The 22,327-nt window shown below is 67.3% G+C and carries 20 protein-coding genes; 16 read left to right on the top strand and 4 right to left on the bottom strand.

The features are described from left to right. Positions 1-99: 99 nt before the first annotated feature. Positions 100-1,194: a rod shape-determining protein RodA gene (gene rodA, locus AC5P7I_RS03030; RefSeq protein ID WP_049406772.1), complete on the top strand. Its 1,095-nt coding sequence runs from the start codon at positions 100-102 to the stop codon at positions 1,192-1,194. A gap of 624 nt (positions 1,195-1,818) precedes the next feature. Here rodA and AC5P7I_RS03025 read toward each other — a convergent pair. Next, positions 1,819-2,139, bottom strand: coding sequence for a DUF8588 domain-containing protein (locus AC5P7I_RS03025; RefSeq protein ID WP_401730966.1), 321 nt, complete (start codon positions 2,137-2,139; stop codon positions 1,819-1,821). Positions 2,140-2,184: 45 nt separating this feature from the next. Between AC5P7I_RS03025 and mltB the strand changes: the two genes are divergently transcribed. The 3 genes from mltB (at position 2,185) to AC5P7I_RS03010 (ending at position 5,916) form a co-directional block, all read left to right on the top strand. Further along, positions 2,185-3,330, top strand: coding sequence for a lytic murein transglycosylase B (mltB, locus tag AC5P7I_RS03020; protein ID WP_032957863.1), 1,146 nt, complete (start codon positions 2,185-2,187; stop codon positions 3,328-3,330). Next, the gene (locus tag AC5P7I_RS03015; RefSeq protein WP_069117853.1) at positions 3,327-4,595 is read left to right on the top strand and encodes a septal ring lytic transglycosylase RlpA family protein; all 1,269 of its coding nucleotides are present in this window, start codon (positions 3,327-3,329) and stop codon (positions 4,593-4,595) included. The genes mltB and AC5P7I_RS03015 overlap by 4 nt, the downstream gene beginning before the upstream one ends. Before the next feature lie 100 nt (positions 4,596-4,695). Then, a complete protein-coding gene (locus AC5P7I_RS03010; protein WP_262088149.1) occupies positions 4,696-5,916 on the top strand; it encodes a D-alanyl-D-alanine carboxypeptidase family protein in 1,221 nt (406 codons plus the stop codon). 247 nt (positions 5,917-6,163) lie between these two features. On the opposite strand, the gene AC5P7I_RS03005 is transcribed toward AC5P7I_RS03010, so the two are convergent. After that, a complete protein-coding gene (locus AC5P7I_RS03005) occupies positions 6,164-7,222 on the bottom strand; it encodes a lipid A deacylase LpxR family protein (RefSeq protein ID WP_080281880.1) in 1,059 nt (352 codons plus the stop codon). Positions 7,223-7,574: 352 nt separating this feature from the next. Between AC5P7I_RS03005 and AC5P7I_RS03000 the strand changes: the two genes are divergently transcribed. The 7 genes from AC5P7I_RS03000 (at position 7,575) to gnd (ending at position 14,988) form a co-directional block, all read left to right on the top strand. Continuing rightward, positions 7,575-7,853: a YbeD family protein gene (locus AC5P7I_RS03000; protein WP_005411067.1), complete on the top strand. Its 279-nt coding sequence runs from the start codon at positions 7,575-7,577 to the stop codon at positions 7,851-7,853. Beyond that, positions 7,841-8,551, top strand: a complete 711-nt coding sequence (gene lipB, locus AC5P7I_RS02995; RefSeq protein ID WP_014648440.1) for a lipoyl(octanoyl) transferase LipB — start codon at positions 7,841-7,843, stop codon at positions 8,549-8,551. The genes AC5P7I_RS03000 and lipB overlap by 13 nt, the downstream gene beginning before the upstream one ends. Positions 8,552-8,569: 18 nt before the next feature. Continuing rightward, positions 8,570-9,580, top strand: coding sequence for a lipoyl synthase (gene lipA, locus AC5P7I_RS02990; RefSeq protein WP_032960206.1), 1,011 nt, complete (start codon positions 8,570-8,572; stop codon positions 9,578-9,580). 247 nt (positions 9,581-9,827) lie between these two features. Then, complete coding sequence (locus AC5P7I_RS02985; RefSeq protein WP_142235160.1) at positions 9,828-12,005, top strand: carboxy terminal-processing peptidase; 2,178 nt, start codon at positions 9,828-9,830, stop codon at positions 12,003-12,005. A gap of 214 nt (positions 12,006-12,219) precedes the next feature. Next, positions 12,220-12,816: a DUF2242 domain-containing protein gene (locus AC5P7I_RS02980; protein WP_032960208.1), complete on the top strand. Its 597-nt coding sequence runs from the start codon at positions 12,220-12,222 to the stop codon at positions 12,814-12,816. 2 nt (positions 12,817-12,818) lie between these two features. Then, complete coding sequence (locus AC5P7I_RS02975; RefSeq protein ID WP_142235161.1) at positions 12,819-14,072, top strand: hypothetical protein; 1,254 nt, start codon at positions 12,819-12,821, stop codon at positions 14,070-14,072. 10 nt (positions 14,073-14,082) lie between these two features. Next, positions 14,083-14,988 (top strand): phosphogluconate dehydrogenase (NAD(+)-dependent, decarboxylating), encoded by a 906-nt coding sequence (gene gnd, locus AC5P7I_RS02970; protein WP_014648435.1) that lies wholly within the window; start codon positions 14,083-14,085, stop codon positions 14,986-14,988. A gap of 320 nt (positions 14,989-15,308) precedes the next feature. Here the strand turns inward: gnd and AC5P7I_RS02965 are convergent, their stop codons facing one another. Then, positions 15,309-16,352, bottom strand: a complete 1,044-nt coding sequence (locus AC5P7I_RS02965) for an oxidoreductase (RefSeq protein WP_197606161.1) — start codon at positions 16,350-16,352, stop codon at positions 15,309-15,311. Positions 16,353-16,522: 170 nt separating this feature from the next. Between AC5P7I_RS02965 and AC5P7I_RS02960 the strand changes: the two genes are divergently transcribed. From AC5P7I_RS02960 to AC5P7I_RS02945, 4 genes are all read left to right on the top strand, one after another. Further along, positions 16,523-16,906: a BON domain-containing protein gene (locus AC5P7I_RS02960; protein WP_014648433.1), complete on the top strand. Its 384-nt coding sequence runs from the start codon at positions 16,523-16,525 to the stop codon at positions 16,904-16,906. Between the two features lie 192 nt (positions 16,907-17,098). Further along, complete coding sequence (locus AC5P7I_RS02955; RefSeq protein WP_014648432.1) at positions 17,099-18,916, top strand: sensor histidine kinase; 1,818 nt, start codon at positions 17,099-17,101, stop codon at positions 18,914-18,916. After that, positions 18,913-19,353, top strand: a complete 441-nt coding sequence (locus tag AC5P7I_RS02950; RefSeq protein ID WP_005411057.1) for a response regulator — start codon at positions 18,913-18,915, stop codon at positions 19,351-19,353. The genes AC5P7I_RS02955 and AC5P7I_RS02950 overlap by 4 nt, the downstream gene beginning before the upstream one ends. Before the next feature lie 4 nt (positions 19,354-19,357). Further along, complete coding sequence (locus AC5P7I_RS02945) at positions 19,358-20,869, top strand: ATP-binding response regulator (RefSeq protein WP_014648431.1); 1,512 nt, start codon at positions 19,358-19,360, stop codon at positions 20,867-20,869. Between the two features lie 75 nt (positions 20,870-20,944). Here the strand turns inward: AC5P7I_RS02945 and AC5P7I_RS02940 are convergent, their stop codons facing one another. Further along, positions 20,945-21,688, bottom strand: coding sequence for a proteasome-type protease (locus tag AC5P7I_RS02940; protein ID WP_197621863.1), 744 nt, complete (start codon positions 21,686-21,688; stop codon positions 20,945-20,947). A gap of 89 nt (positions 21,689-21,777) precedes the next feature. Here AC5P7I_RS02940 and folK point away from each other — a divergent pair, with 89 nt between their 5' ends. After that, positions 21,778-22,263, top strand: a complete 486-nt coding sequence (folK, locus tag AC5P7I_RS02935; protein WP_014648428.1) for a 2-amino-4-hydroxy-6-hydroxymethyldihydropteridine diphosphokinase — start codon at positions 21,778-21,780, stop codon at positions 22,261-22,263. Positions 22,264-22,327: the final 64 nt, after the last annotated feature.

The following is a 22,327-nucleotide window of genomic DNA, read 5'->3' as shown; positions in this document are numbered from 1 at the left end:
TTTTCCACAGGGAAAAGGGATCTGACCCCACAGCCCGGCTACGGAGATCAGAAGCACCCTGACAGCTTCACGCAAGCGCCCGTTGCTAGCGTGCTGCGCGTGGAATGGAAACGACTGTTTGGCGGCTGCCGCGAGGCAGTGCGCACGATCGATCTGCCGTTGCTGGTCGCATTGCTGATCCTGATGGGCGCGGGCCTGGCGGTGCTGCACAGTGTGTCCGGGCCGGTAGCCGGGCAGGCGGCGCGCTTTGCGGGTGGACTGCTGGCGATGTGGCTGCTGTCACGTGTTTCGCTGCTGCGCCTGCGCGCGTGGACACCAGCGTTGTACGCGCTGTCGATGCTGCCGCTGATGGCGGTGTATGTGATCGGCACCGGCAAATATGGGCAGCGCTGGCTCAACCTCGGCGTGTTCTACCTGCAACCGTCGGAGCTGCTCAAGCTCAGCCTGCCGTTGATGATGGCCTGGTACCTGCACCGGCAACCGCTGCCGCCGTCGCCGCGCACGGTACTGACCGCGGCGGTGCTGATCGGCGCGCCGGCGGTGTTGATCCTGATGCAGCCCAACCTCGGCACCGCCACGCTGGTCACCGCCAGCGGCGTGTTCGCGTTGTTGCTGGCGGGCCTGCACTGGGGCTGGGTGGCGACCGGCGCGGCGGGGCTGGCAGTGGCCGCGCCGCTGGCGTGGTTCGGTCTGCTGCGTCAGTACCAGAAGGATCGTGTGTTGACCTTCCTCGACCCGGCGGCCGACCCCCTGGGCACCGGCTGGAACATCCTGCAGTCACGCATCGCGATCGGCTCCGGGGGATGGCAGGGACGCGGCTGGGGGCAGGGCACCCAGGCCACGCTGGATTTCCTCCCCGAATACACCACCGACTTCGCGTTTTCGGTGCTGGCCGAAGAGTTCGGCTGGATCGGCGTGGCGACGCTGTTCGCGCTGTACCTGTTCGTGGTCGGGCGTTGCCTGTGGATTGCCGTGCACGCGCGCGACACGCATGCACGGTTGCTGGCCGGCAGCCTGGGGCTGGCGTTCTTCGTCTACGTGCTGGTGAACGGCGGAATGATTTCCGGCCTGCTGCCGGTGGTGGGCATTCCGATGCCGCTGATCAGCTACGGCGGGACATCGGCGGTTTCGCTGTTGGCCGGCATCGGGTTGGTGATGGCGGTACGCGGGCACCGGCCCGTGCACGGGGGATAGGGTTTCCAGCCAACGGCGCAGCCCCTCGTGGGTGGTGTCTGGGTGGCTGCGGAAAGCAGAAGCCGCGGGTGGGCCGGTCGGGTTGGGTACGCGGGGGACGCCGTGAATCCGTCCCTGGAGGCTTGGCAGCCGCATCCATGCGGCTGACACCCCCGCGTACCCAACCCGACCGGCTTCTGACAGATTTCGGAGGTCTGCCACCCACGGAGAAGAAAAAGAAGATCAAAAGCCGATCGCGACGCTGCGCTTGCTCGTGAGCCGAGCATGGCTCGGCTCTACACACGGCAATGAAGCGACCCGCCAGGCCGCCTTTGCTTTTGATCTTCTCTTTACTTCGCCGTGGGTAGACGCGCACGGAACCTGTCCGTGGCCGGGTAGAGGGGCTGCGCAGGGGCGTGAGCCGCATGGATGCGGCGACCGAGCTTACATGGACGTACTTGCAGCGGCCCCTGCGCAGCCCGTCTACCCGGCCCCACCCATGAACTGCTTTTCGCGGCCACCCACGAGGGGCTGCGCCGTTGGCTGGAAACTTCCTGACTGCGCAACGCCCGTTGTGTAAGCGTTCTCACACCGATGCACGACAGCACGCCCGCTGACGAAAGTCCGCAAAAAACGTTAGCTGGTTCACACTTTTACACCGCGTTGATCTTGATCAATGGACTTGTCGTAATCGGCCTGCACAATGGCGGCCCGTTCGGCACGGCGCGCCGTCAATCGTTGCAGCGCGAGGGGGCGTCGGGCGGGAAGCAGTACTGATCCAACGGGTACAGGGAGCGCGGGGTACTGCCACTGGGGAGCGGCAGCCGCGCAGGTACCGACCGGATCCGGTCGCCGGTTGCGTCTGCGGGGATGGGGACGCAACCGGCAACCTCTATCTGAATGGGGAAGGGCGATCACGATGCCTTCACATTTCCCGCTGGTCGCAGGCAAATCGTTGTGATTCATGGTGTTAGGGGTTTTAATTCATCCATGACCTGCTAACCTGCGACGATGATTCGACGCACTCTGGCCTGCATGCTCACCCTCGGCCTGGTCGCCTGCGCGACCCAGCCGAAGTCCCCACCGTCTTCGCCCCAGGCCAGCAGTACGCCGCGCCAGCCCGCCGCCAAGGCCCATGGCCCGGCCGAGGCCGCGCCTGAAGCCACCGCCGCCACCGCGGCGCCTGTCGATCTCACCCCGGTGCCGTTCGAGGTCGCACGGGCCCGCTTCATTGCCGATACCGCCAAGCGCTATGGCCTGAAGCCGGAGCAGATCAGCAGCGTGCTCGACCAGGCGCAGGTGCGCCAGCCGATCATCGCCGCGATGTCGCGCCCGGCCGAACGGGTCAAGCCGTGGAATGAGTACCGGCCGATGTTCATCAGCAAGGCGCGCATCGATGGCGGCCGCGCGTTCCTGGCCGAACACCGCGCCGAACTGGATCGCGTGCAGCAGCGCACCGGCGTGCCGGCCGAAGTGATCGTCGCGATCATCGGTGTGGAAACCAGCTACGGCAGGAATGCTGGCAGCCATCGCGTGCTCGATGCGCTGTACACGCTGGCGTTCTATTACCCGCGCAGCGGCGACCCGGCCAAGCTGGAACGCGAAGTGCGCCGCGAGCTGTTCTTCCGCGATGAGCTGGCCAAGCTGTTCGAGTTGGGCCACGAAGAGAAACTGGATATCACCACGCTCAAGGGCAGTTATGCCGGTGCGATGGGCATGGGCCAGTTCATGCCGTCCAGCTATCTCGACTACGCCGTGGACGGAAACGGTGATGGCCGCCGCGACCTGTTCACCAGCTACGACGACGTGTTCTCGTCCATCGCCAACTACTTCGTGAAGAAGGGCGGCTGGGTGCGTGGCGGGCAGGTGGCCGTGCCGGCCACGCTGGCGCCGGGCCGCGAGGAGTTCAATCCGACCGAATGGATGCCGACCTGGACGATGGCCGACCTGGCGCAGCGCGGCTACCAGCCGGGCGCGCCGGTGCAGCCGGGCGCCACCGCCACGCCGATCACGCTTGAAGGCAGCACCGGCAAGCAGTACTGGCTGGGCTTCCAGAACTACTACGCGATCACCCGCTACAACCTCTCGAAGATGTACGCGATGGCCGTGTTCCAGTTGTCCCAGGCCATCGCCGGACAGGAGCTGCCCCCGGCATGAACATCAGATGGCTGGTCCCAGGCTTGATCGTCCTCGCGCTGGCTGCCTGCAGCAGCGCGCCGAAGAAGCCGGCCACGGCCGGCCATGGTGGCAAGTCCGGCGGCACGCTGGTGCAGGGGCGTGGCTCGCGCCCGGCACACTGCCCGGAAGGGTCACCGTACGCGGCGGCCAAGGAAGACCTGAGCACCCGCGGCAACTACACTGCCGGTGGCCTGTACAAGCCGGGCGTGCGTGACAGCACGCCGGATTACATTCCCAACGTGGCCTGCATTCCCGAGCCGGAAGTGACCGCCGAGGAGCGCTCGGCGATCGGCAACAAGTCGCCGTACGTGGTGCTGGGGAAGTCGTACAAGGTGCTCGACGATACCCACGACTATGTCGAGCGCGGTACCGCGTCGTACTACGGCGCCAAGTTCCATGGCCGCCTGACCTCCAACCGCGAGGTCTACGACATGTACCAGTTCACCGCCGCGCACAAGACGCTGCCGCTGCCCAGCTTCGCCCGCGTGACCAACCTCGACAATGGCGAGTCGGTGATCGTGCGCGTCAACGACCGCGGCCCGTTCCACGATGGTCGCGTGGTCGATCTCAGTTATGCCGCCGCCGTGCGCCTGGGCATCACCCAGCGCGGTACCGGCAACGTGGAAGTGCGCGCGCTGCAGCCGGGCGAGAGCAACCTGCTGGCGCAGAAGCCGTCCCGCCGCGAGCGTCGTGCCGCCGAAGCGGCAGCTGCGGTGGCCAGTGCACGCCCGGCAGCGACCGCGCGCGCCACTGCCGACAGCGATATCGATCGCCTGGTCAAGCGCCTGCCGGCCGATGGCATGCCGGCACGCGGCCAGCCGGCCACCACCCAGGGCGTGGCCAGCACCGTGCCGGACGTGGCGGTCAGCAGCCTGCCGCCGAGTGCACCGCTGCGCAGCACCGCACCGGCGCCGGTTGCAGTCGCCAGCGCCGCGCCGCGCGCCGTCGCGCCGGCACCCGTGCGCACCGTCGCCGCCACGCCGGCGGCACCCAGCCTGTCGCAGCAGGTGGTGGGCGCGGTGATGGTGCAGGTCGCCAGCTTCTCCAGTCGCGACAACGCCAACCGTGCGATGGGCCAGCTCAACGCTGCCGGCATCGTCGGCGCGACCATCAGCGACATCGCCGCCGGTGGCCGCACCCTGTTCCGTCTGCGCGTTCCTGCCACCGACCATGCCAGTGCCGCGGAACTTGCCGGCCGCATCGCCGGTCTGGGCCTGGGTTCGCCGCAGATCGTCAAGGATTGATCCGCCCGGGCCGGTGCTGCCGGCCCAGGCTCCCCCGGCCTTACAATGGCCGTTACGTTCCACCCTCCATTCCCGGCCGTCCCCTGGAGCCTGCTGTCCAATGAATTTCCGTTCCGCCGCCACCGCCCTGGCCGCCACCCTGGTGGTGGGCCTGGCTTCCGCCCAGACGCCGCTGCCGACCCCGGCCACGCCGGCGCCTGCCGCCGCCGCTGCCGCCCCGGCCACCGTCGCGACCCCGCCGGCCCCGGCCCCGAGCGTGTCCAAGGCCTGGGTCCTGATGGACTACGCCACCGGCCAGGTGCTGGCCGGCGAGAACATCCACGAGCAGCTGGCCCCGGCCAGCATCACCAAGGTGATGACGTCGTACGTGGTTGCCGCCGAGGTCAAGAACGGCAAGGTCCGTGCAGATGACCAGGTGATGATGAGCGAGCGCGCCTGGCGCGAAGGTGGCGCCGGTACTGACGGCAGCTACAGCGGCTTCCCGGTCAACCAGACCGCACGCCTGGAAGACATGGAAAAGGGCATGGCGATCCAGTCCGGCAATGACGCCGCGATCGCCTTGGCCGAGCATGTGGCCGGCAGCGAAGAGGCCTTTGCGTCGCTGATGAACAGCTACGCCGCCAAGATCGGCATGAAGGACTCGCACTTCGTCAACGCCCACGGCCTGACCGCACAGGGCCACCACAGCACCGCCTACGACCTGGCGCTGCTGGGCCGCGCGATGGTGCGTGATTACCCGGAAACCTACGCGTACAACAAGATCAAGGAATTCCAGGTCGGCAACATCAAGCAGCCGAACCGCAACCTGCTGCTGTGGCGCGATGGCAGCGTGGATGGCATCAAGACCGGCCACACCTCCGAAGCCGGCTACTGCCTGATGAGCTCGGCCCAGCGTGGCGACCAGCGCCTGATCGCCGTGGTGCTGGGCGGCCAGTCGGAAAAGCAGCGTGCCGATGACAGCCTGGCCCTGCTGAACTGGGGTTTCCGCTTCTTCGAGACCCACCGCCTGTACGAGCCGGGCAAGGCCGTGGCCGAGCACAAGGTCTGGAAGGGCACCACCGACAAGGTACAGCTGGGCGTGGCCCAGCCGATGCTGGTGAGCGTGCCGCGCGGCCGCTACAACGACCTGAAGCCGAGCATCGACGTGCCCAAGACCCTGGAAGCACCGTTCACTGCCGGCCAGCAGATCGGCACCGTGAAGGTCACGCTGGATGGCAAGGTCATCGCCGAGGCACCGCTGGTGGCCGTGGCCGCCGTCGAGCAGGCCGGCTTCTTCAAGCGCCTGTGGGACAGCTTCTGGATGTGGTGGGAATCGGAATGATCCACGCCTTTGCGTGGTGAACGAAAAGGCCGGCAAATGCCGGCCTTTTCTGTTTCGGAAGGCCGCTTCCCCCCGCACGCGGGGGGTAGAGCCGGGCGCTGGCCGGCTCCCCAGCAACTCATCCGGAACTGCCGGCAGCCGGCCAGCGGCCGGCACCACCTGCAGCGCCTGACTTGCAGCGAGCGATGCGGTAACCGGTGTGCCGACCAACGGTCGGCACCTACCCGCTTCACCCTCAGCCCCTCGCCTACAGCGAGCGGCTGATGGTGAAACTGCCGAACACCGGCGATTGGCGCTGGCCGTTGAATTCTCGCGTGCTGTGGTAACGCGCAGCGGCGAACTTCCAGCGTCCGTACATCACGGCCACGCCATAGCCGCCGTAGGCCACCACATGGCGCTTGTCCACGCTGTGACTGTTGCGGAACGTGTTGCCATCCAGCGTGATGTCGCGGATCACCCAGGCCGCGTCCGAGGTCGCGAACAGGTGCCAGGACCAGCCATTGGGACGGCCGCTGCGGGTCGGTGCCGTGTTCTCACCGGCCGGGCGCAACGGCGTGCTGCCGAAGTCGTCCGGCAGCTTCCAGCCGAAGCGCACTTCACCGCCGAGGTTGGCCTTGGTTTCCAGGTTGCCGATCGAGCCGCCGTAGTGGCTGATCGCGTCCCAACCCCAGCCGTCGGCATTGATGCTGGCATCACCCGGCCAGCGGCGCATGCGCTCATGGGTCAGCATGAACAGCGGCTCGTTGTGCAGCTGGTTGTCCCAGCCCTTGAATTTCTCGTCGCCCAGCACTTCGTGCACGGCATTCTGCACCTGCTTGCCCTGTGCCCACGGGCCAACTACGCCCAACGTCAGCTGGGTGGTCTGCAGGCGGTCGCCGCTGCGCGCATTGAAACCGAAGTTTGCGATCAGTACGCCCGCGTAAGGGCGGTCGTCCTCGATCAGGTCCCTGCGGCTGAAATCGGTCGGGGTGAAGATGCCCTGGCCGATGCTGAAGATCATGTTCTGCTGTTCGAACCTGCCCGGATGCAGGCCTTCCAGGTACTGGTTCACCCAGCGCGCCATGCGTGGAAGGCACGGGTCGTCGGTGTAATCGACCAGATTGGGCGAGACCAGGGTCAACAGCGCACCGTTGGTATAGCCCTGGTCCTGGTGGCGGCCGCCGAACAGGTCGTTGTCGACGCGGAAATTGACCTGCGGCGGGTGATCGCGCATCGCGTCCGGGCCACATTGTTCGGCCGCCTGGGCGGCAAAGGGGAGGGCAGAGGCCAGCAGGCCGGCCAGCCCGAGGGCTGCGACACTACGCATGGATGGAATGCTCATGGGGAAGGGGGCGGTTTTCTGTCGTTTTCTGCAACGCTACGGTACTCGTGCCCGCGCGCCGGAACGAGCACGCTGGGATCACTTGTCTGTTCCGAAAACAACATTGTCCGGCGGACACAATTCGTTACCCGCGCACGCGCCGCAGGCCTGGCGTGAAGGCGACTGCAGGCCGCGCGCACGATGCCCCGGTCAGTGAGGGGCCGAAAGAACCAGTCAGCTGCCGTTGGGCTCTCCGCCCGCGCTGTTGGGCCAGCTGCAACGCAGCAGGCCGCCAGTGCTGTCTTTGACGTTGATGAATACTCTTGGGTTTGTTGCCCTGCGGCCCGATAATGGGGCCATGGAAATCAAGTCCGACAACCCCGACCACGGCTTCCAGTTCCCCGGCCAGTTCGAGCTCAGCGCCATGGGCCCGGCCAACCGCGGCCTGGAGCATGAGCTTCCCCGTCTGCTGCTGGCTGCCGGCATCGATGTGGTGAACGAACGCATCAGCTGGAAGCATTCGTCCAACGGCAAGTACGTGTCCGTGCGCATCGTGTTCAAGGCCGAGAGCCGCGAGCAGTACGACCTGGCGCACCAGGCACTGCGCGACCACCCGGAAGTGAAGTGGACGCTGTAGCCGACAGCTGCCCGGCCGAAGCCGCCCCGGAAGACCGCGCGCCGCGTCCGGCGGTGGTCCGCGACCTCGGCCGCCAGGCGTACGAGCCGGTGTGGCGCGCCATGCAGCGCTTCACCGACCAGCGCAGCGACGCCGACGCCGACGAACTGTGGGTAGTCGAGCACGATCCGGTGTTCACCCTGGGCCAGGCCGGCAAGGATGAGCACGTGCTGGCGCCGGGTGACATCCCCGTGCTGCACGTGGACCGTGGCGGCCAGGTGACCTATCACGGGCCCGGCCAGATCGTGGTCTACCCGCTGTTGCGCCTGCCGCGGCTGGGCATCGGTGTGCGCGACTACGTGTGCCGCATCGAGCAGGCCCTCATCGATACCCTGGCCGAGTGGAACATCGGCGCCGAACGCCGCGAGGGCGCCCCGGGCGTCTACGTCGGTGGCGCCAAGATCGCTGCGCTTGGCATCCGCGTGCGCCGCGGCTGCACCTTCCATGGCCTGGCCTTCAATGTGGCCATGGACCTGGAACCCTTCCACCGCATCAACCCCTGTGGCTATCAGGGGTTGCAGGTGACCTCGGTGGTAGACTTGGGCGGCCCCTCCGGGCTGGATGCCGTCAAGCCGGTGCTGCTGGACCACCTGGCCCGCCAGTTCGGCCTGCTGCTGCAGCACACGCCGGAGCTGCCCGATCTTTCTGCGGCCGCCTGACCGCCCCCCGGAACTGCCATGACTGAAACCACCGCCCGTTCCATTCCCCTGCAGATCGTGCAGGGCGACTCTCCGTCCGCCGCGCCGTTGCAGGCCGGGGTCAAGCAGCTGGGCGGTGACAAGATCAACCGTTCGCCGGTGCAGTTCGCCGACGCGCCGGTGCTGCGCAAGCCGTCCTGGATCCGCGTGCGCATTCCCTCGGGCAACGCCGTGCAGAACCTCAAGGCCAAGCTTCGCGAGAACCGCCTGGTGACGGTGTGCGAGGAAGCCAGCTGCCCGAACATCCACGAATGCTTCGGCCATGGCACCGCCACCTTCATGATCCTCGGCGAGGTCTGCACCCGCCGCTGCTCGTTCTGCGACGTGGCCCATGGCCGCCCGAAGCCGCCGGATGCCAACGAACCGGCCAGCCTCGGCCAGACCGTGGCCGACATGGGCCTGAAGTACGTGGTGGTGACCAGCGTCGACCGCGATGACCTGCGTGACGGCGGTGCCCAGCACTTCGTCGACTGCATCACCGCCATCCGCGAAAAGTCGCCGGGTACCCGCATCGAAGTGCTGACCCCGGACTTCCGTGGCAAGGGCCGCATGGAGCGCGCGCTGGAGATCCTGGCGCAGAACCCGCCGGATGTGTTCAACCACAACATCGAGACCGTGCCGGACCTGTACCGCAACGTGCGCCCGGGTGCGGACTACCAGTGGTCGCTGAACCTGCTGAAGAACTTCAAGGCACAGCACCCGGACGTGCCGACCAAGAGCGGCATCATGCTGGGCCTGGGCGAAGACTTCGAACAGATCAAGGCCACGATGCGCGACCTGCGCGCGCACGATGTGGACATGATCACCATCGGCCAGTACCTGCAGCCGACCGCGCATCACCACCCGGTACTGAAGTACTGGACCCCCGAGGACTACAAGGCGCTGGAAGACTACGGCTACGCGCTGGGCTTCAGCCACGTGGCGTCCGGCCCGATGGTGCGCTCGTCGTACCACGCTGACGTGCAGGCCAAGGGCGCCGGCATCTCCTGAGGTGGGTGCGGACCGTTGGTCCGCACGCCTCTGCCTGCCGTAGAGCCGAGCCCATGCTCGGCTGCTTGCTGCCGGCCAGCCGAGCATGGGCTCGGCTCTGCATGCATTCACAATTTGCTACACCGGCCCGGCTAGGCTGGTTTTCCACCGAGCGCGGCCGGATGACAAACCCGGCAACTTTCGGCACTGTCGTGGTGTCTGAACACCCTGCAGTCTCCCCCTTGGCAAGGCGCCTTCGAGCACGTCAATGAAATTCAAAGCCCCCGCATTCCTGATGGCCCTGGCGCTGGTCGCGCCGCTGGCGCTGGCGGCCAAGGCCGACTCGCCCGCATTGCCCGCGGCGGCCACCGCCGATCAGGTGACCACCTCCAAGCTGGTGTACGGCCTGTTGTCCGACAGCCGCTACGCCTACCGCCCGCGCGCGCTGGACGAGGCCACCTCCAAGGACGTGTTCAAGCGCTACCTGGAGACCCTGGACGGCGGCAAGCAGTACTTCACCCAGGCCGACGTGGCGCGCTTCGCGCCGTTCGAAGCCAACATCTCTTCGGCCATCCGTGGCGGCGAGCTGGAGCCGGCGTTCCAGGTGTTCGCGGTCTACAAGCAGCGCGTCGGCGAGCGCGTGGCCTATGCGCGCAAGCTGCTCAAGCAGGAGCCGGACTTCACCACCGACGAGCGCTTCGAATACGACCGCAAGAAGGTTCCGTGGGCGGCCAGCAGTGCCGAACTGGATGAGCTGTGGCGCAAGTCGGTGAAGAACGACTGGCTGCGCCTGAAGCTGGCCGGCAAGAAGCCGGACGACATCCGCAAGACGCTGGACAAGCGCTACGCGACGCTGGAGAAGTCGGTCAACGAGCTGAAGGGCGAAGACGTCTTCCAGTTCTTCATGAACGCCTACACCAGCGCTGTCGATCCGCACACCGACTACTTCACCCCGCGCACCGCCGAGAACTTCAACCAGGCGATGTCGCTGTCGCTGGAAGGCATCGGTGCGCAGCTGCAGCGGCAGGACGACATGGTGGTGATCCGCGAGATCATCGCCGGTGGTCCGGCCGCAGTGGACGGCACCCTGAAGCCGGGGGACCGCATCGTCGGCGTTGGCCAGGGCAAGTCCGGCCTGGTCGAGGATGTGATCGGCTGGCGCATCGACGACGTCGTGGCCAAGATCCGCGGTGCCAAGGATACCCAGGTCAAGCTGGAATTCATCCCGGCCGCCGAGGGCGTGGACGGCAAGCACCACACGCTGGTCCTGACCCGCCAGAAGGTGCGCCTGGCCGAACAGGCCGCCAAGGGCGAGACCATGAGCATCCCGGCCGCCAACGGCGAACCGGCGCGCAGGATCGGCGTGATCAAGCTGCCGACCTTCTACCAGGACTTCGAAGGCCGTCGCCGCAATGCCGCTGACTACGCCTCGGCCACCCGCGACGTCGCCAAGCTGCTGGCCGGCTTCAGGAACGACAAGCTGGATGGCGTGGTGCTGGACCTGCGCAACAACGGGGGCGGCTCGCTGGATGAAGCGATCGAACTGACCGGCCTGTTCATTGAACAGGGCCCGGTGGTGCAGGTGCGCGAGTCCGGTGGCCGCGTTACCGTCAACAGCGACCGCAACCAGGGCGTGGCGTGGGATGGCCCGCTGGCGGTGCTGATCAACCGCGGTTCGGCCTCGGCCTCGGAGATCTTCGCCGGTGCCATCCAGGACTACGGCCGTGGCTTGGTGATCGGTGAAACCAGCTTCGGCAAGGGCACCGTGCAGAACATCGTCGACCTCGATCGCTGGCCGAGCGGCGAGACCCAGCGCTTCGGCCAGGTCAAGCTGACCATCGCCCAGTTCTTCCGCATCAGCGGCAGCAGCACCCAGCACAAGGGTGTGGTGCCGGACCTGGCCTTCCCGGCCAGCGTCGATGCCACCGAATTCGGCGAAAGCACCTACGACAACGCCCTGCCGTGGACCCGCATCGCCGCCGTGCCGCACACCCAGTACGGCAACTTCGCGCCGCTGCTGCCGAAGCTGGAGACCCGCCACGACGCGCGCATCGCCACTGACAAGGAATTCCAGTGGTGGAACGAGGACGTGGAGCAGTTCCGCACCGAGGCCGCGAAGAAGTACATCTCGCTCAACGAGGCGACCCGTCGTGCCGAGCGCGAGCGCCAGGACGCCCAGCGCAAGGAGCGCCAGGTGCAGCGCAAGGAACTGGGCCTGGCCCTGGACCCGCTGGCCGACGACAGCAGCGACGATGGCCTGACCGGCAACGAGCGCGACATCGTCAAGGATGCCGCCCGTGAGAAGGCCGCTGAAAAGCGTCCGGACCCGCTGCTGCGCGAGTCGGCCTCGATCCTCGCTGACGCGGTCAATCTGCTGGCCAATGACCGCCCGCTGTCGGCCCAGGTGCTGCCGCAGTCCACCGGCGCGGGGCGCTGGGCGGACTGAGCCGGCCACGGCATGTGACACCTCAGGGGCCGGCATTGCCGGCCCCTCGGCGTAAAAGGGGACGGAGGGAATTAAGTCGTTTGTGGCACAAACGACTTAATTCCCTCCGTCCCCTTTTTCGTGCATGAACCGGGAGCAACGTGGGAGGGTATGTCGACCCGCCGCACACGGGGGTGGGAATACCCTTGGTGCTTCCGTTCTCGCAGGAGTACCCATGCGGGCCTCCCGTCTTTCCAGCGCCGCCGTGGCGCTCACCAGCGCCCTGATCCTCTCGGCCTGCGGTGGCCGTGCCGCCGACAGCACCGTGTTGCGCGAGTCCTTCGATTCCGGCGATACCTTCTCGCGCACGGTCGATGGGCGCCCGGGCGAAGCCTGCGAAGCGGCGCGCCGCACGCTGCTCAGCCAGGGCTATGCCATCGCCCGTTCCGACGATGCACAGGTGGAAGGCAACAAGAACTTCCAGCCGCGCGAGGATGACCATGAGCAGCTGGTGCTGCGCATCTCCTGCGCCCCGCGTGGCGGCCAGACGCTGGTGTTCGTCAGCGCAGTGCAGGATCGCTACGCGCTGAAGAAGAGCCCGACCTCGGCCAGTGTCGGTGTGGGAGCGCTGGGTTCGGTATCGCTGCCCTTCGGCAGCAACGACGACTCGCTGGTGAAGGTGGCCAGCAGCACGGTCACCGATGCCGAGTTCTATCGTCGCTTCTTCCAGCGCCTGCAGCAGTACCTGCCGGCCGCGGCGGGCAAGCCGTCGCCATCGCCGGCGGCAGCACCGGAGCCCGCACCCGCACCGGCGGTCACGGACCAGGGCTGAGCGTGCGCGGCAGGTGGCTGATTGCAGCCCTGCTGCTGGCGCCCGCGTGGGTCGTCGCAGCGCCATCCCCGGACTGTACGCAGGGCCTGCTGCAGCGGTTGGGGTGGCGCTTCGAGGATGCCGGGCTGCGTGCACCGCAGGTACACAAGGGCCCGGTGTGTACGCGTTCCTCGCTCGCCGCGGCACAGGCAGCGGGTGACCTGCGCGTACGCTGGCCGGCGGATCTGCCTGCAGGCGAACGACAGGCACTGCTGCAGCAGCTGCTGGAAGACCCTGCCACGGTCTGCGCCTATGCCTTCGAGCTGGGGGCGGCCACGCGGCGCGCGACCTCGGCATTGCAGGGCAATGCCACGTTCCGTTTCTCCGGCCCGCAACTGGGCTGGATCGGCTTTGGTCTGCGCGGCGCGCCGGCACAGGGCTGGCAGCGTACGCGCAGTTTCGGCCGTGGCTTCGTGCCCAGTGCGGGCAACAGCCATGCGCTGCAGGCGTTCTACAGCGGTGCCGTGCGCGCCGAGTGCGGTGTCGGCCGCCAGGTCGCGCAGCTGGCCACCCAGCGCGAGCTGTATGGCGATGCTGCGTTCGATACGGAGTTCGCAGCGGATGAACTGTCGATCGGCACCTTCCTCGCGCTGCACGCCACCGACAGCATCCTGCTTGGCGCGCACGCGGGCGAGTTCTTCGCCGATGGCAAGGCGGTGCGCACCTCGGCGATGGGGCGGCAGGCGTTCGTGGGTGTGCCCGGCTTCATCGAACATGTGTACGACAACGGTACGCTGGATGACCTGAGCAACCAAGCCGAGAACTTCGTGGTCGTCACTGTGGGCGAGGGCGCTGCGCAGGCCCTGGCGCAGCACGGCGGCCTGGCCTGGTACGACCAGCGCAATGCCGAACTCTGGAAACTGGCGCAGGACATCCCGCGCATCGGCCAGCGCTACTTCGAGCGCCTGCTGTTCGAGCGCGATCCGCAGTTGCGCGCACGGCTGGCGCCGCGCTACCACGACACGCTCGCGCGCATGGACCAGCTGCTGGACGATCCGTTCTACCAGCAGTTCGTGATCTATGTGCATCCACGCGGTATACGTCCCATCGGCTACCACGTCGCCCGCCTGCTCGATCGCAACCCGCGAACCCCGTTTTCAATCGACCTGGCGGTGCACAATCTGCATACCACGCTCTACCGGCGTTGGCGCGAGGCGCAGCTGCGCCACTGCGCGGCTACCGGCAGGCCAGGCAGCCTGACCCTAGACCCCAACTGAAGGTGAAACAATGGATATTGCAATGATCGGCCTCGGCCGCATGGGCGCCAACATGGCCCAGCGCCTGCATCGCGGCGGCCACCGCGTGGTCGGCTACGACCCGGGCGAAGGCGCCCGCCAGCGCGCCGCCGAGGCCGGCCTGGAGGTGGTTGATTCGCTGGCCGCCGCCGTGGCCGCGCTGCCGGTGCCGCGCGTGGTGTGGCTGATGGTACCGGCCGGCGAAACCGTCGACCAGACGCTGGGCCAGCTGACCCCGCACCTGGCCGAGGGTGACATCGTCATCGACGGCGGCAACTCCAACTACCAGGACTCGATCCGCCGCGCCAAGGCGCTGGCCGAGGATGATCTGGGCTACGTCGACTGCGGCACCAGCGGTGGCGTGTGGGGCCTGCAGGAAGGCTACAGCCTGATGGTCGGTGGCGAAGCGTCGGTGGTGGAGCAGATCGCACCGTTGCTGCGCACGCTGGCCCCGGCCGAAGATCGTGGCTGGGGGCGCGTCGGCCCGTCCGGTGCCGGCCACTTCACCAAGATGGTCCACAACGGCATCGAGTACGGAATGATGCAGGCCTATGCCGAAGGCTTCGCGCTGATGGAGCGCAAGCAGGAGATGGAACTGGACCTGGCGCAGGTGGCCGAGGTGTGGCGCCACGGCAGCGTGGTGCGTTCGTGGCTGCTGGACCTGAGCACGGAAGCCCTCAAGCGCAATCCTTCGCTGGATGGCATTGCCCCGTATGTGGAGGATTCCGGCGAAGGCCGCTGGACCGTGGCCGAAGCCATCGCGCTGGATGTGCCGGCGCCGGTGATCACGCTGTCGCTGCTGGAACGCCTGCGCTCGCGCGAATCGAATTCGTTCACCGACCGCCTGCTGTCGGCGATGCGCAATGAATTCGGTGGCCACGCCATCAAGAAGTCGTAAGCACTGCGGTGGCGTCAGAGCCCTTCGGCGTTGCCGAAGGGATCCGGCCCCAGGCAGATCGGGGTCGGATCCCTTTCCGCGGGAACGGGCTCTGACCCCATGCAGCCAATCGAGCATGGCTCGACTCTACAGAAGCCTGCTCCGATCGCTTCCACGTTGACGTGTCGACCAAGGTCGACACCTACCGTCGGGCGCGGATAACTGTCGAAGGCGGGTGGGTCCGCCATCTCACGGGTAGCCGTTTTTTGCCGTTGCTGTTGAGGTTGCCGGCCAGCGGCCGGCACTACCGTTTCTGCGGGTGCAGGGCGCAGCCCTGCCGATCACCCCAACGCGATCCGCCGCCCTTCGCGCGCGCTGTCCATGCCGGCCTGCAGCAACCGCATCAGCTGCAGCGCCTGCACCGGGCTGACCGTGGCTTCGCCCTCGCCGTGCATCGCCGCTGCGAACTGCGCATACAACCGGCGATAGTCGCCGGGCAGGTTGTCGACGGTGCTGCGTTGCACGTTGTCTTCGGTATCGCAGCGCACCAGCTCGCCATGCCGCGGATCGAGGCCCCAGCCTGGTGCGCCCGGCGCCACGCCGCGGCGCAGCTGCGCCTCCTGCACGTCCAGGCCGTGCTTGATCCAGCTGGCGGCGCTGCCATGCACACTGAAGTGCGGCGTCTGCGCTGCCACCAGGGAACCGGCGTGGACGATCGCCCGATGCCGTGGGTAGTGCAGTATCGCGTGGAAGTAATCGATGCCGCCGCCACCTTCGCGCTGCACGGCCAGGTCGGCATCGATTGCCTCGGGCCAGCCGAACAGCACCAGCATCTGGTCCAGCAGGTGCGGACCGAGGTCGTACCACAGGCCACTGCCGGGCCCGTCCTGTTCGCGCCAGCGGTCGCGCACCTGCGGACGGTAACGGTCGAAGTGCGCGTGGCACTCGGCCACGTCGCCCAAGCTGCCTTCGGCCAGCAGCGACTGCAGGGTGAGGAAGTCGGCATCGAAACGCCGGTTCTGGAACACGGTGGCGATGCGCCCGGCATCGCGTGCCGCAGCCAGCACCGTTTCCGCTTCGGCCACATCCAGCGCGAACGGCTTGTCGACCAGCACATGCTTGCCTGCCGCCAGTGCCGCGATGGCCAGTGGCGCGTGCTGTTCGTTCGGCGTGGCGATCACTACGGCATCCACGGCCGGATCATCGAATACCTGCTGCGGCGTGGCACGCACGTGCACATCGCTGAACGTCCGCAGCAGGGTGTCGCGTTGTGAACTGACGATGCTGTGCAGCGCCAGCCCGGGGCTGTGCTGGATCAGCGGTGCATGGAAGACGCGGCCGGCGAAGCCGTAGCCGATCAGGGCCAGTTGCAGGTCGGGGCGCATGGCAGGGCTCCGGCAGTGGGAAGGGCAGGGTAAACGACGGGGACTGGCCGTCCAAAACTGAACGGTTGCCATTGGAAACGTTTCGATTCACGGCGGCATGACCGCAACGCCACGCCTGCTCTACGGTGGGTTGTCCAGACTGGCAGCACATTCCGAAGGAGTACGACACGATGAGCAATACCACCCGCACGCTGATTGCTTCCGCCCTGACCCTGGGCCTGGCGCTGTCCTCCTCGGCCGCATTCGCCAAGGACCCGGCCGCGAAGAGCCCGCCGACCAGCACCCATCCGACGACCCATGCCGATCGTCACGACTCCAATGAGCCGGTGACCGATACCTGGATCACCACCAAGGTGAAGGCCGATCTGCTGGCCAGCAGCAACGTTCCGGGCACCGAGATCAAGGTGGAAACCGTGAACGGCGTGGTCAGCCTGAGCGGTGCCGTCGCTACGCAGGCGGAGAAGGACAAGGCGGTCAACACCGCCAAGGGCATCAAGGGCGTGACCCGCGTCGATGCCGCCGCGCTTAAGGTCAGCGCCGCTGCCAAGCGCTGAGCATCCACCGACCGTTGAACAGGGTGGGCGCCCCGAAGGGGGCGCCCACTCGCGTATGGGGCCGGCTGCGGGGGCCCGTTCAGCCTGCCGCGCTTTGGACTCCAGAGTTGTGATTGCCTGCGCTATATTGCCGGTTCCGCCGCAGCCGGGCTCGTCCCGGGTCCCGCTCCGCGGCCGTGCTGACGAGGAACTATGGCGCTGGTTTTCAGTGACGACATCTGGGACCGCTGGCGGTTGCCGGCCCTGGCGCTGGCGGCTGCCGCGATCATCGTGGTGCCGTGGTTGACCCTGCGCAAACTGCAGCAGGACAGCGAAGAGGCGATGGCCTGGGTCAACCACACCCAGTCCGTTGGTGTGGCGCTGCAACAGTTGCAGGCCGATGTGCGCGACGTCGAATCCGCCGCCCTGACCCTGTCCAAGGGCGTGGATGCGCCCGGCCTGCGCGAGCGGATGGCCAAGGCCAACGATATCCCCGGGCGCCTGGCCGAACTGGGCCGGATGACGCGCGACAATCCCGATCAGCTGATCCGCATTGGTCGGATCGAATCGATGCTCGAAGGCCGCATGGCGCTTGCCCGCGAGCTGGCCCGGTCCGAACCGAACTCCGACCAGCGTGAGCTGGTGCAGGACCTGAGCACGCGTTATCCGATCCGTGGCCTGGTGGAGGAGCTGCAGGCCAGCGAGCAGAATCTGCTGGCACTGCGCGCCCAGCAGGCCGCGCGCCAGCGCAAGCAGACCGAACTGGTGTCGTGGAGTTCGCTGGCGATCCAGCTGGCCCTGCTCGGCCTGGTGCTGTGGCTGCTGCAGCGGCAGATCGGCCGCCGCCTGCATGCGGAACGGCAATCGCTGCGCTCGGCCGCACGCGCGGCGTCGGTGCTGCAGACCGTGCGCGAACCGATCGTGCTGCTCGACCGCGACCTGCGCGTGCAGCTGCACAACCCGGCGTTCGCCGAACTGTATGACCTGCAGGACGAGCGCGCCGATGGCCTGCTGCTGGAAAACATCGGCGACGGCGCCTGGCGGGATCCGGTGGTGCGCCAGCGCCTGGCCGATGTGCTGTCGCGTGGCCGCGAACTCTGGGACTTCGAGCATGAGCAGCGTACCGCCGATGGCATGGTGCGCTACATGCTGCTCAACGCACGGCGCATGCCGCTGCCCGACACCGATGACGAAGTGGTGCTGCTGACCATCAGCGACGTCACCATGCAGCGCGCAGTGCAGCTGCGCGTGGAAGAGCTGAACCGCCAGCTGGAGGGCAAGGTCGCGCAGGTGTCCGAGGTCAACCGCGAGCTGGAAGCCTTCAGCTACTCGGTTTCGCATGACCTGCGTGCGCCGCTTCGCCACGTGGCCGGATTCTCCGACAAGCTGTCGCGCCACCTCGGCGACGCCGCCGATGACAAGAGCCGGCATTACCTGGAGGTGATCTCCAGTTCGGCCCGGCGCATGGCGGCGCTGATCGACGACCTGCTGGTCTATTCGCGGCTGGGCCGCGCGGCGATGCGCCAGCAGGCGGTGGACATGCAGTCGCTGGTGGCCGATACCCGCGCCATGCTCGATGCCAACCTGCAGGCCGAGGCCGAGAACAGCGGCCATGCGCACCACGTGGAGTGGAGCATCGCGCCGCTGCCGATCGTGGTGGGCGACGAGAACATGATCCGCCAGGTCTGGCTGAACCTGCTCGGCAACGCGGTGAAGTACTCGGGCAACCGCGAGCCGGCGAGGATCCGCGTGGACTACCAGCCGCAGCCCGATGGCGGCCATCAGTTCACGGTCAGCGACAATGGTGCAGGCTTTGACATGGCCTACGCCGGCAAGCTGTTTGGTGTATTCCAGCGCCTGCACAAGGCCAGCGACTACCCGGGTACCGGCATCGGCCTGGCCAGCGTGCGCCGCGTGCTGACCCGCCATGGCGGCCGTATCTGGGCCGAGGCCGAACCGGACGTCGGCGCCACCTTCCACTTCTACCTGCCTCCCGCGATCGACGCGGACAAACAAGGGCCTTCTGCATGACCACTCTGCGCACCATTCTTCTCGCCGAAGACAGCCCGGCGGATGCCGAAATGGCGATCGATGCCCTGGAAGAGGCGCGTCTGGCCAATCCCATCGTGCACGTCGAAGACGGCGTGGAAGTGATGGACTACCTGCTGCGCCGCGGCGCCTTCGCCAATCGCGAGGAAGGCCTGCCGGCGGTGCTGCTGCTGGACATCAAGATGCCGCGCATGGATGGCCTGGAAGTGCTTCGGCAGATCCGCGAGCACGAAGAACTCAAGCGCCTGCCGGTGGTGATCCTGTCGTCCTCGCGCGAGGAAAGCGATCTGGCCCGCAGCTGGGACATGGGCGTGAACGCCTACGTGGTCAAGCCGGTGGACGTGGACCAGTTCTTCGGCGCGGTGCAGACCCTGGGCAAGTTCTGGGCGTTGATCAACCAGGCACCGGAACTCGAGTGAGCCCATGCCCCTGACCGGTCCCGCCCTGGGGGCGCTGCGCATCCTGCTGGTGGAAGACTCACCAGAGGATGCCGAGCTGATGTCCGAACAGATGCTCGACGCGGGCCTGGACGCCCGCTTCGAGCGTGTCGAGAGCGAGGCGGAACTGCGCCAGGCACTGGCTGCGTTCCAGCCGGACATCGTGCTGTCCGACCTGAGCATGCCGGGGTTCTCCGGTGATGACGCGCTGCGCATCGTGCGCGAGACCTCGCCGGACGTGCCCTTCATCTTCGTCTCCGGCACGATGGGTGAGGAGAACGCGGTGGCGGCGCTGCAGAAGGGCGCCAATGACTACATCATCAAGCATCTGCCGGCGCGCCTGCCGTCGGCGGTGGCGCGTGCGATCCGCGATGCACGCAGCGCGGTGGAGCGTGCACGGGTGGAAACCGAGCTGATGCGCGCGCAGCGCCTGGAAAGCCTGTCGCTGCTTGCTGCCGGCCTCAGCCATGACCTGCGCAACATCCTGCAGCCATTGCTGATCATGCCGGACCTGCTGAAGGCGCGCACCGAGGATCCGCAGCTGCACCACCTGGCCGATGTCATCGCCGAGTGCGGTCGCCGTGGCCATGAGATGGCCGAATCGATGCTGTCGTTCGTGCGCGGTTCGCGCAAGCCGAGCGAGCGCATCGAGATCGATGGCCTGTTCGATGCGGTTGCACTGCTGTTGCGCAGCAACGTGCCCGATGCCGTGCGCCTGGAACTGCAGGTGCAGGACGAAGGCCTGGTGGTCGATGCCAACTACACCGAGCTGCAGCAGGTGATGTTGAACCTGGCGCTCAACGCGATCCAGGCGATGCCCAACGGCGGTCGCCTGAGCCTGATCGCCAGCCATGCCGGCCAGCGCGATGGCGTGGACTGGATGCGGATCTGCGTGGCCGATGAAGGCATCGGCATGGATGCAGACACGCTGTCGCACCTGTTCAATCCGTTCTTCACCACCAAGGCCGACGGCACCGGCCTGGGCCTGATTTCCTGCAAGCGCATCGTCGAAGGTGCCGGCGGCAGCATCCATGTCAGCAGCCAGCCGGGGCAGGGCACCTGCTTCGAACTGCACTTGCCGATGCACGAAGCCAGCGACGGTAGTGAGCCGATCGAGCAGCTGGTGGCCCTGGGCAGTGGCCAGTCGATCCTGGTGGTCGATGGCGAGGCCACGCGCCTGTCGTTGCTCGGCAATGCGCTGTCAAGCCAGGGATATCAGCTGCAGCTGGCCTCCGATGGCCCGGCGGCGCTGCGCTGGATGCAGCAGGAGGCAATGCCGGCGCTGGTGATTGCCGACGCCGGCTCGAAGTTGTTGCCGGCCAGCCAGCTGCTGGGCGAGATGGCCACGCTGGGCTATCGCGGCCCGGCGCTGGTGCTGGAAGACGCAGCGGTGGAGGTGGCGGCCGATGCATTTCCCGCTGGCGTGCAGGTGCACGTGCTGCGCAAGCCGCTGCAGATGCAGCAGGTGTTCCGCGCGGTGTCCGAAGCGCTGGGCTGATGTCGCGGTAGTGCCGGCCGCTGGCCGGCATCCCTGTGTGGTGGGATCAACGCGGTTGCCGGCCAGCGGCCGGCACTACCGTTCGGTAGGTTCCCAGGGGAAGCGCGGCAGGGCGTCCACTGCCTGTTCCAGCCGCCGCGACCAGTTCTGGTGGATGTCCGCATACAGCGTGGAATCCGCACCCAGCCGCAGCTGCTGGCCGATGCGCAGTTCGCCGTCGCGCAGCAGCGCCAGGTCGATCGGCAGGCCCACCGACAGGTTGGAACGGATGGTGGAGTCCAACGAGACGATCGCCGTGCGTGCGGCATCCTCCAGGCGCGTGGCCGGGCTGAGGATGCGGTCGAGGATCGGCTTGCCGTACTTGGATTCACCGATCTGCAGGTAGGGCGTCTCCGGCGAGGCGGCGATGGCGTTGCCGAGCGGATAGATCATGTACAGCCCGGGGCGCTCGCCGGCGATCTGCCCGCCGAAGATCAGCGTGGCCTGGGTATTGACCCCATCGTGGCCATGTTCGCTGTGGTTGGTGTGCACCTGGCTGTCCACCAGCAGCTGGCCGACGTACTCGGCGGCTTCGAACAGGTGGGGCATGTCGCGCAGGTTGGGCACGCGCCGCTCTGCGGCGTCGCGGCCCAGACGCGACACCAGCAGCTGGGTGGTGGCCAGGTTGCCAGCCGCCATCAGCACGTAGGCTGCCTGGCCGGGATACTCGAACACGTGCAGCTTGCGATGCACGCGCACATCGTCCAGCGAGGCATTGGTCCGGGTGTCGGCAGCGAAGACCAGGCCCTCGTCCACCTCGATTCCAACGCAATAGGTCATGTCGGTGCCCTATCATGTGCATCCCGGATTGTAGGCAGGCCGCCGTGACGACGGCATGTCCACGCCCCCATTGCTGCCACCTGAACCGCATGACGACCGTGCTCCTGAGCCTGGGCAGCAATGTCCAGCCCCGCCGCTACCTCCACGCCGCGGTGGCGGCCCTGCGCGAGCGCTTCGGCGCGCTGCAGGTATCGCCGGCCTACCGTACCGCCGCGGTCGGCTTCGATGGCCCGGCCTTCCTCAACAATGCGGTGGCGATCGAGACCGATCTGCCGCTGCAGGAGCTGGACGACTGGCTGCACGCGCTGGAAGACGCGCACGGTCGCGACCGCAGCGGGCCGCGCTTCTCCGACCGGACCCTGGACATCGACGTGGTGTTCTATGGCGACCTGGTGCTGGAAGGCCCGGGGCACCTGCGCATCCCGCGGCCGGAGCTGAAGCACGCGTTCGTGCTGAAGCCGCTGGCCGACATCGCGCCGGGCTTCATCGACCCGGTCAGCGGCCAGGACCTGGCCACGCTGTGGCGCGCGCACCCGCAGTTTGGCGAGGCGTTCGAGGTGGTGGATCTGGAGTGACGGGGTCAGATCCCTTTTCCCGCCGGGAAAAGGGATCTGACCCCGTTGTGGACCCCGGCAACCT

Source organism: Stenotrophomonas sp. YJH_SMC_138, from assembly GCF_059369855.1.
Note: the sequence above shows the minus strand (reverse complement) of the source record. Positions and strands in the feature narration are given on the sequence as shown.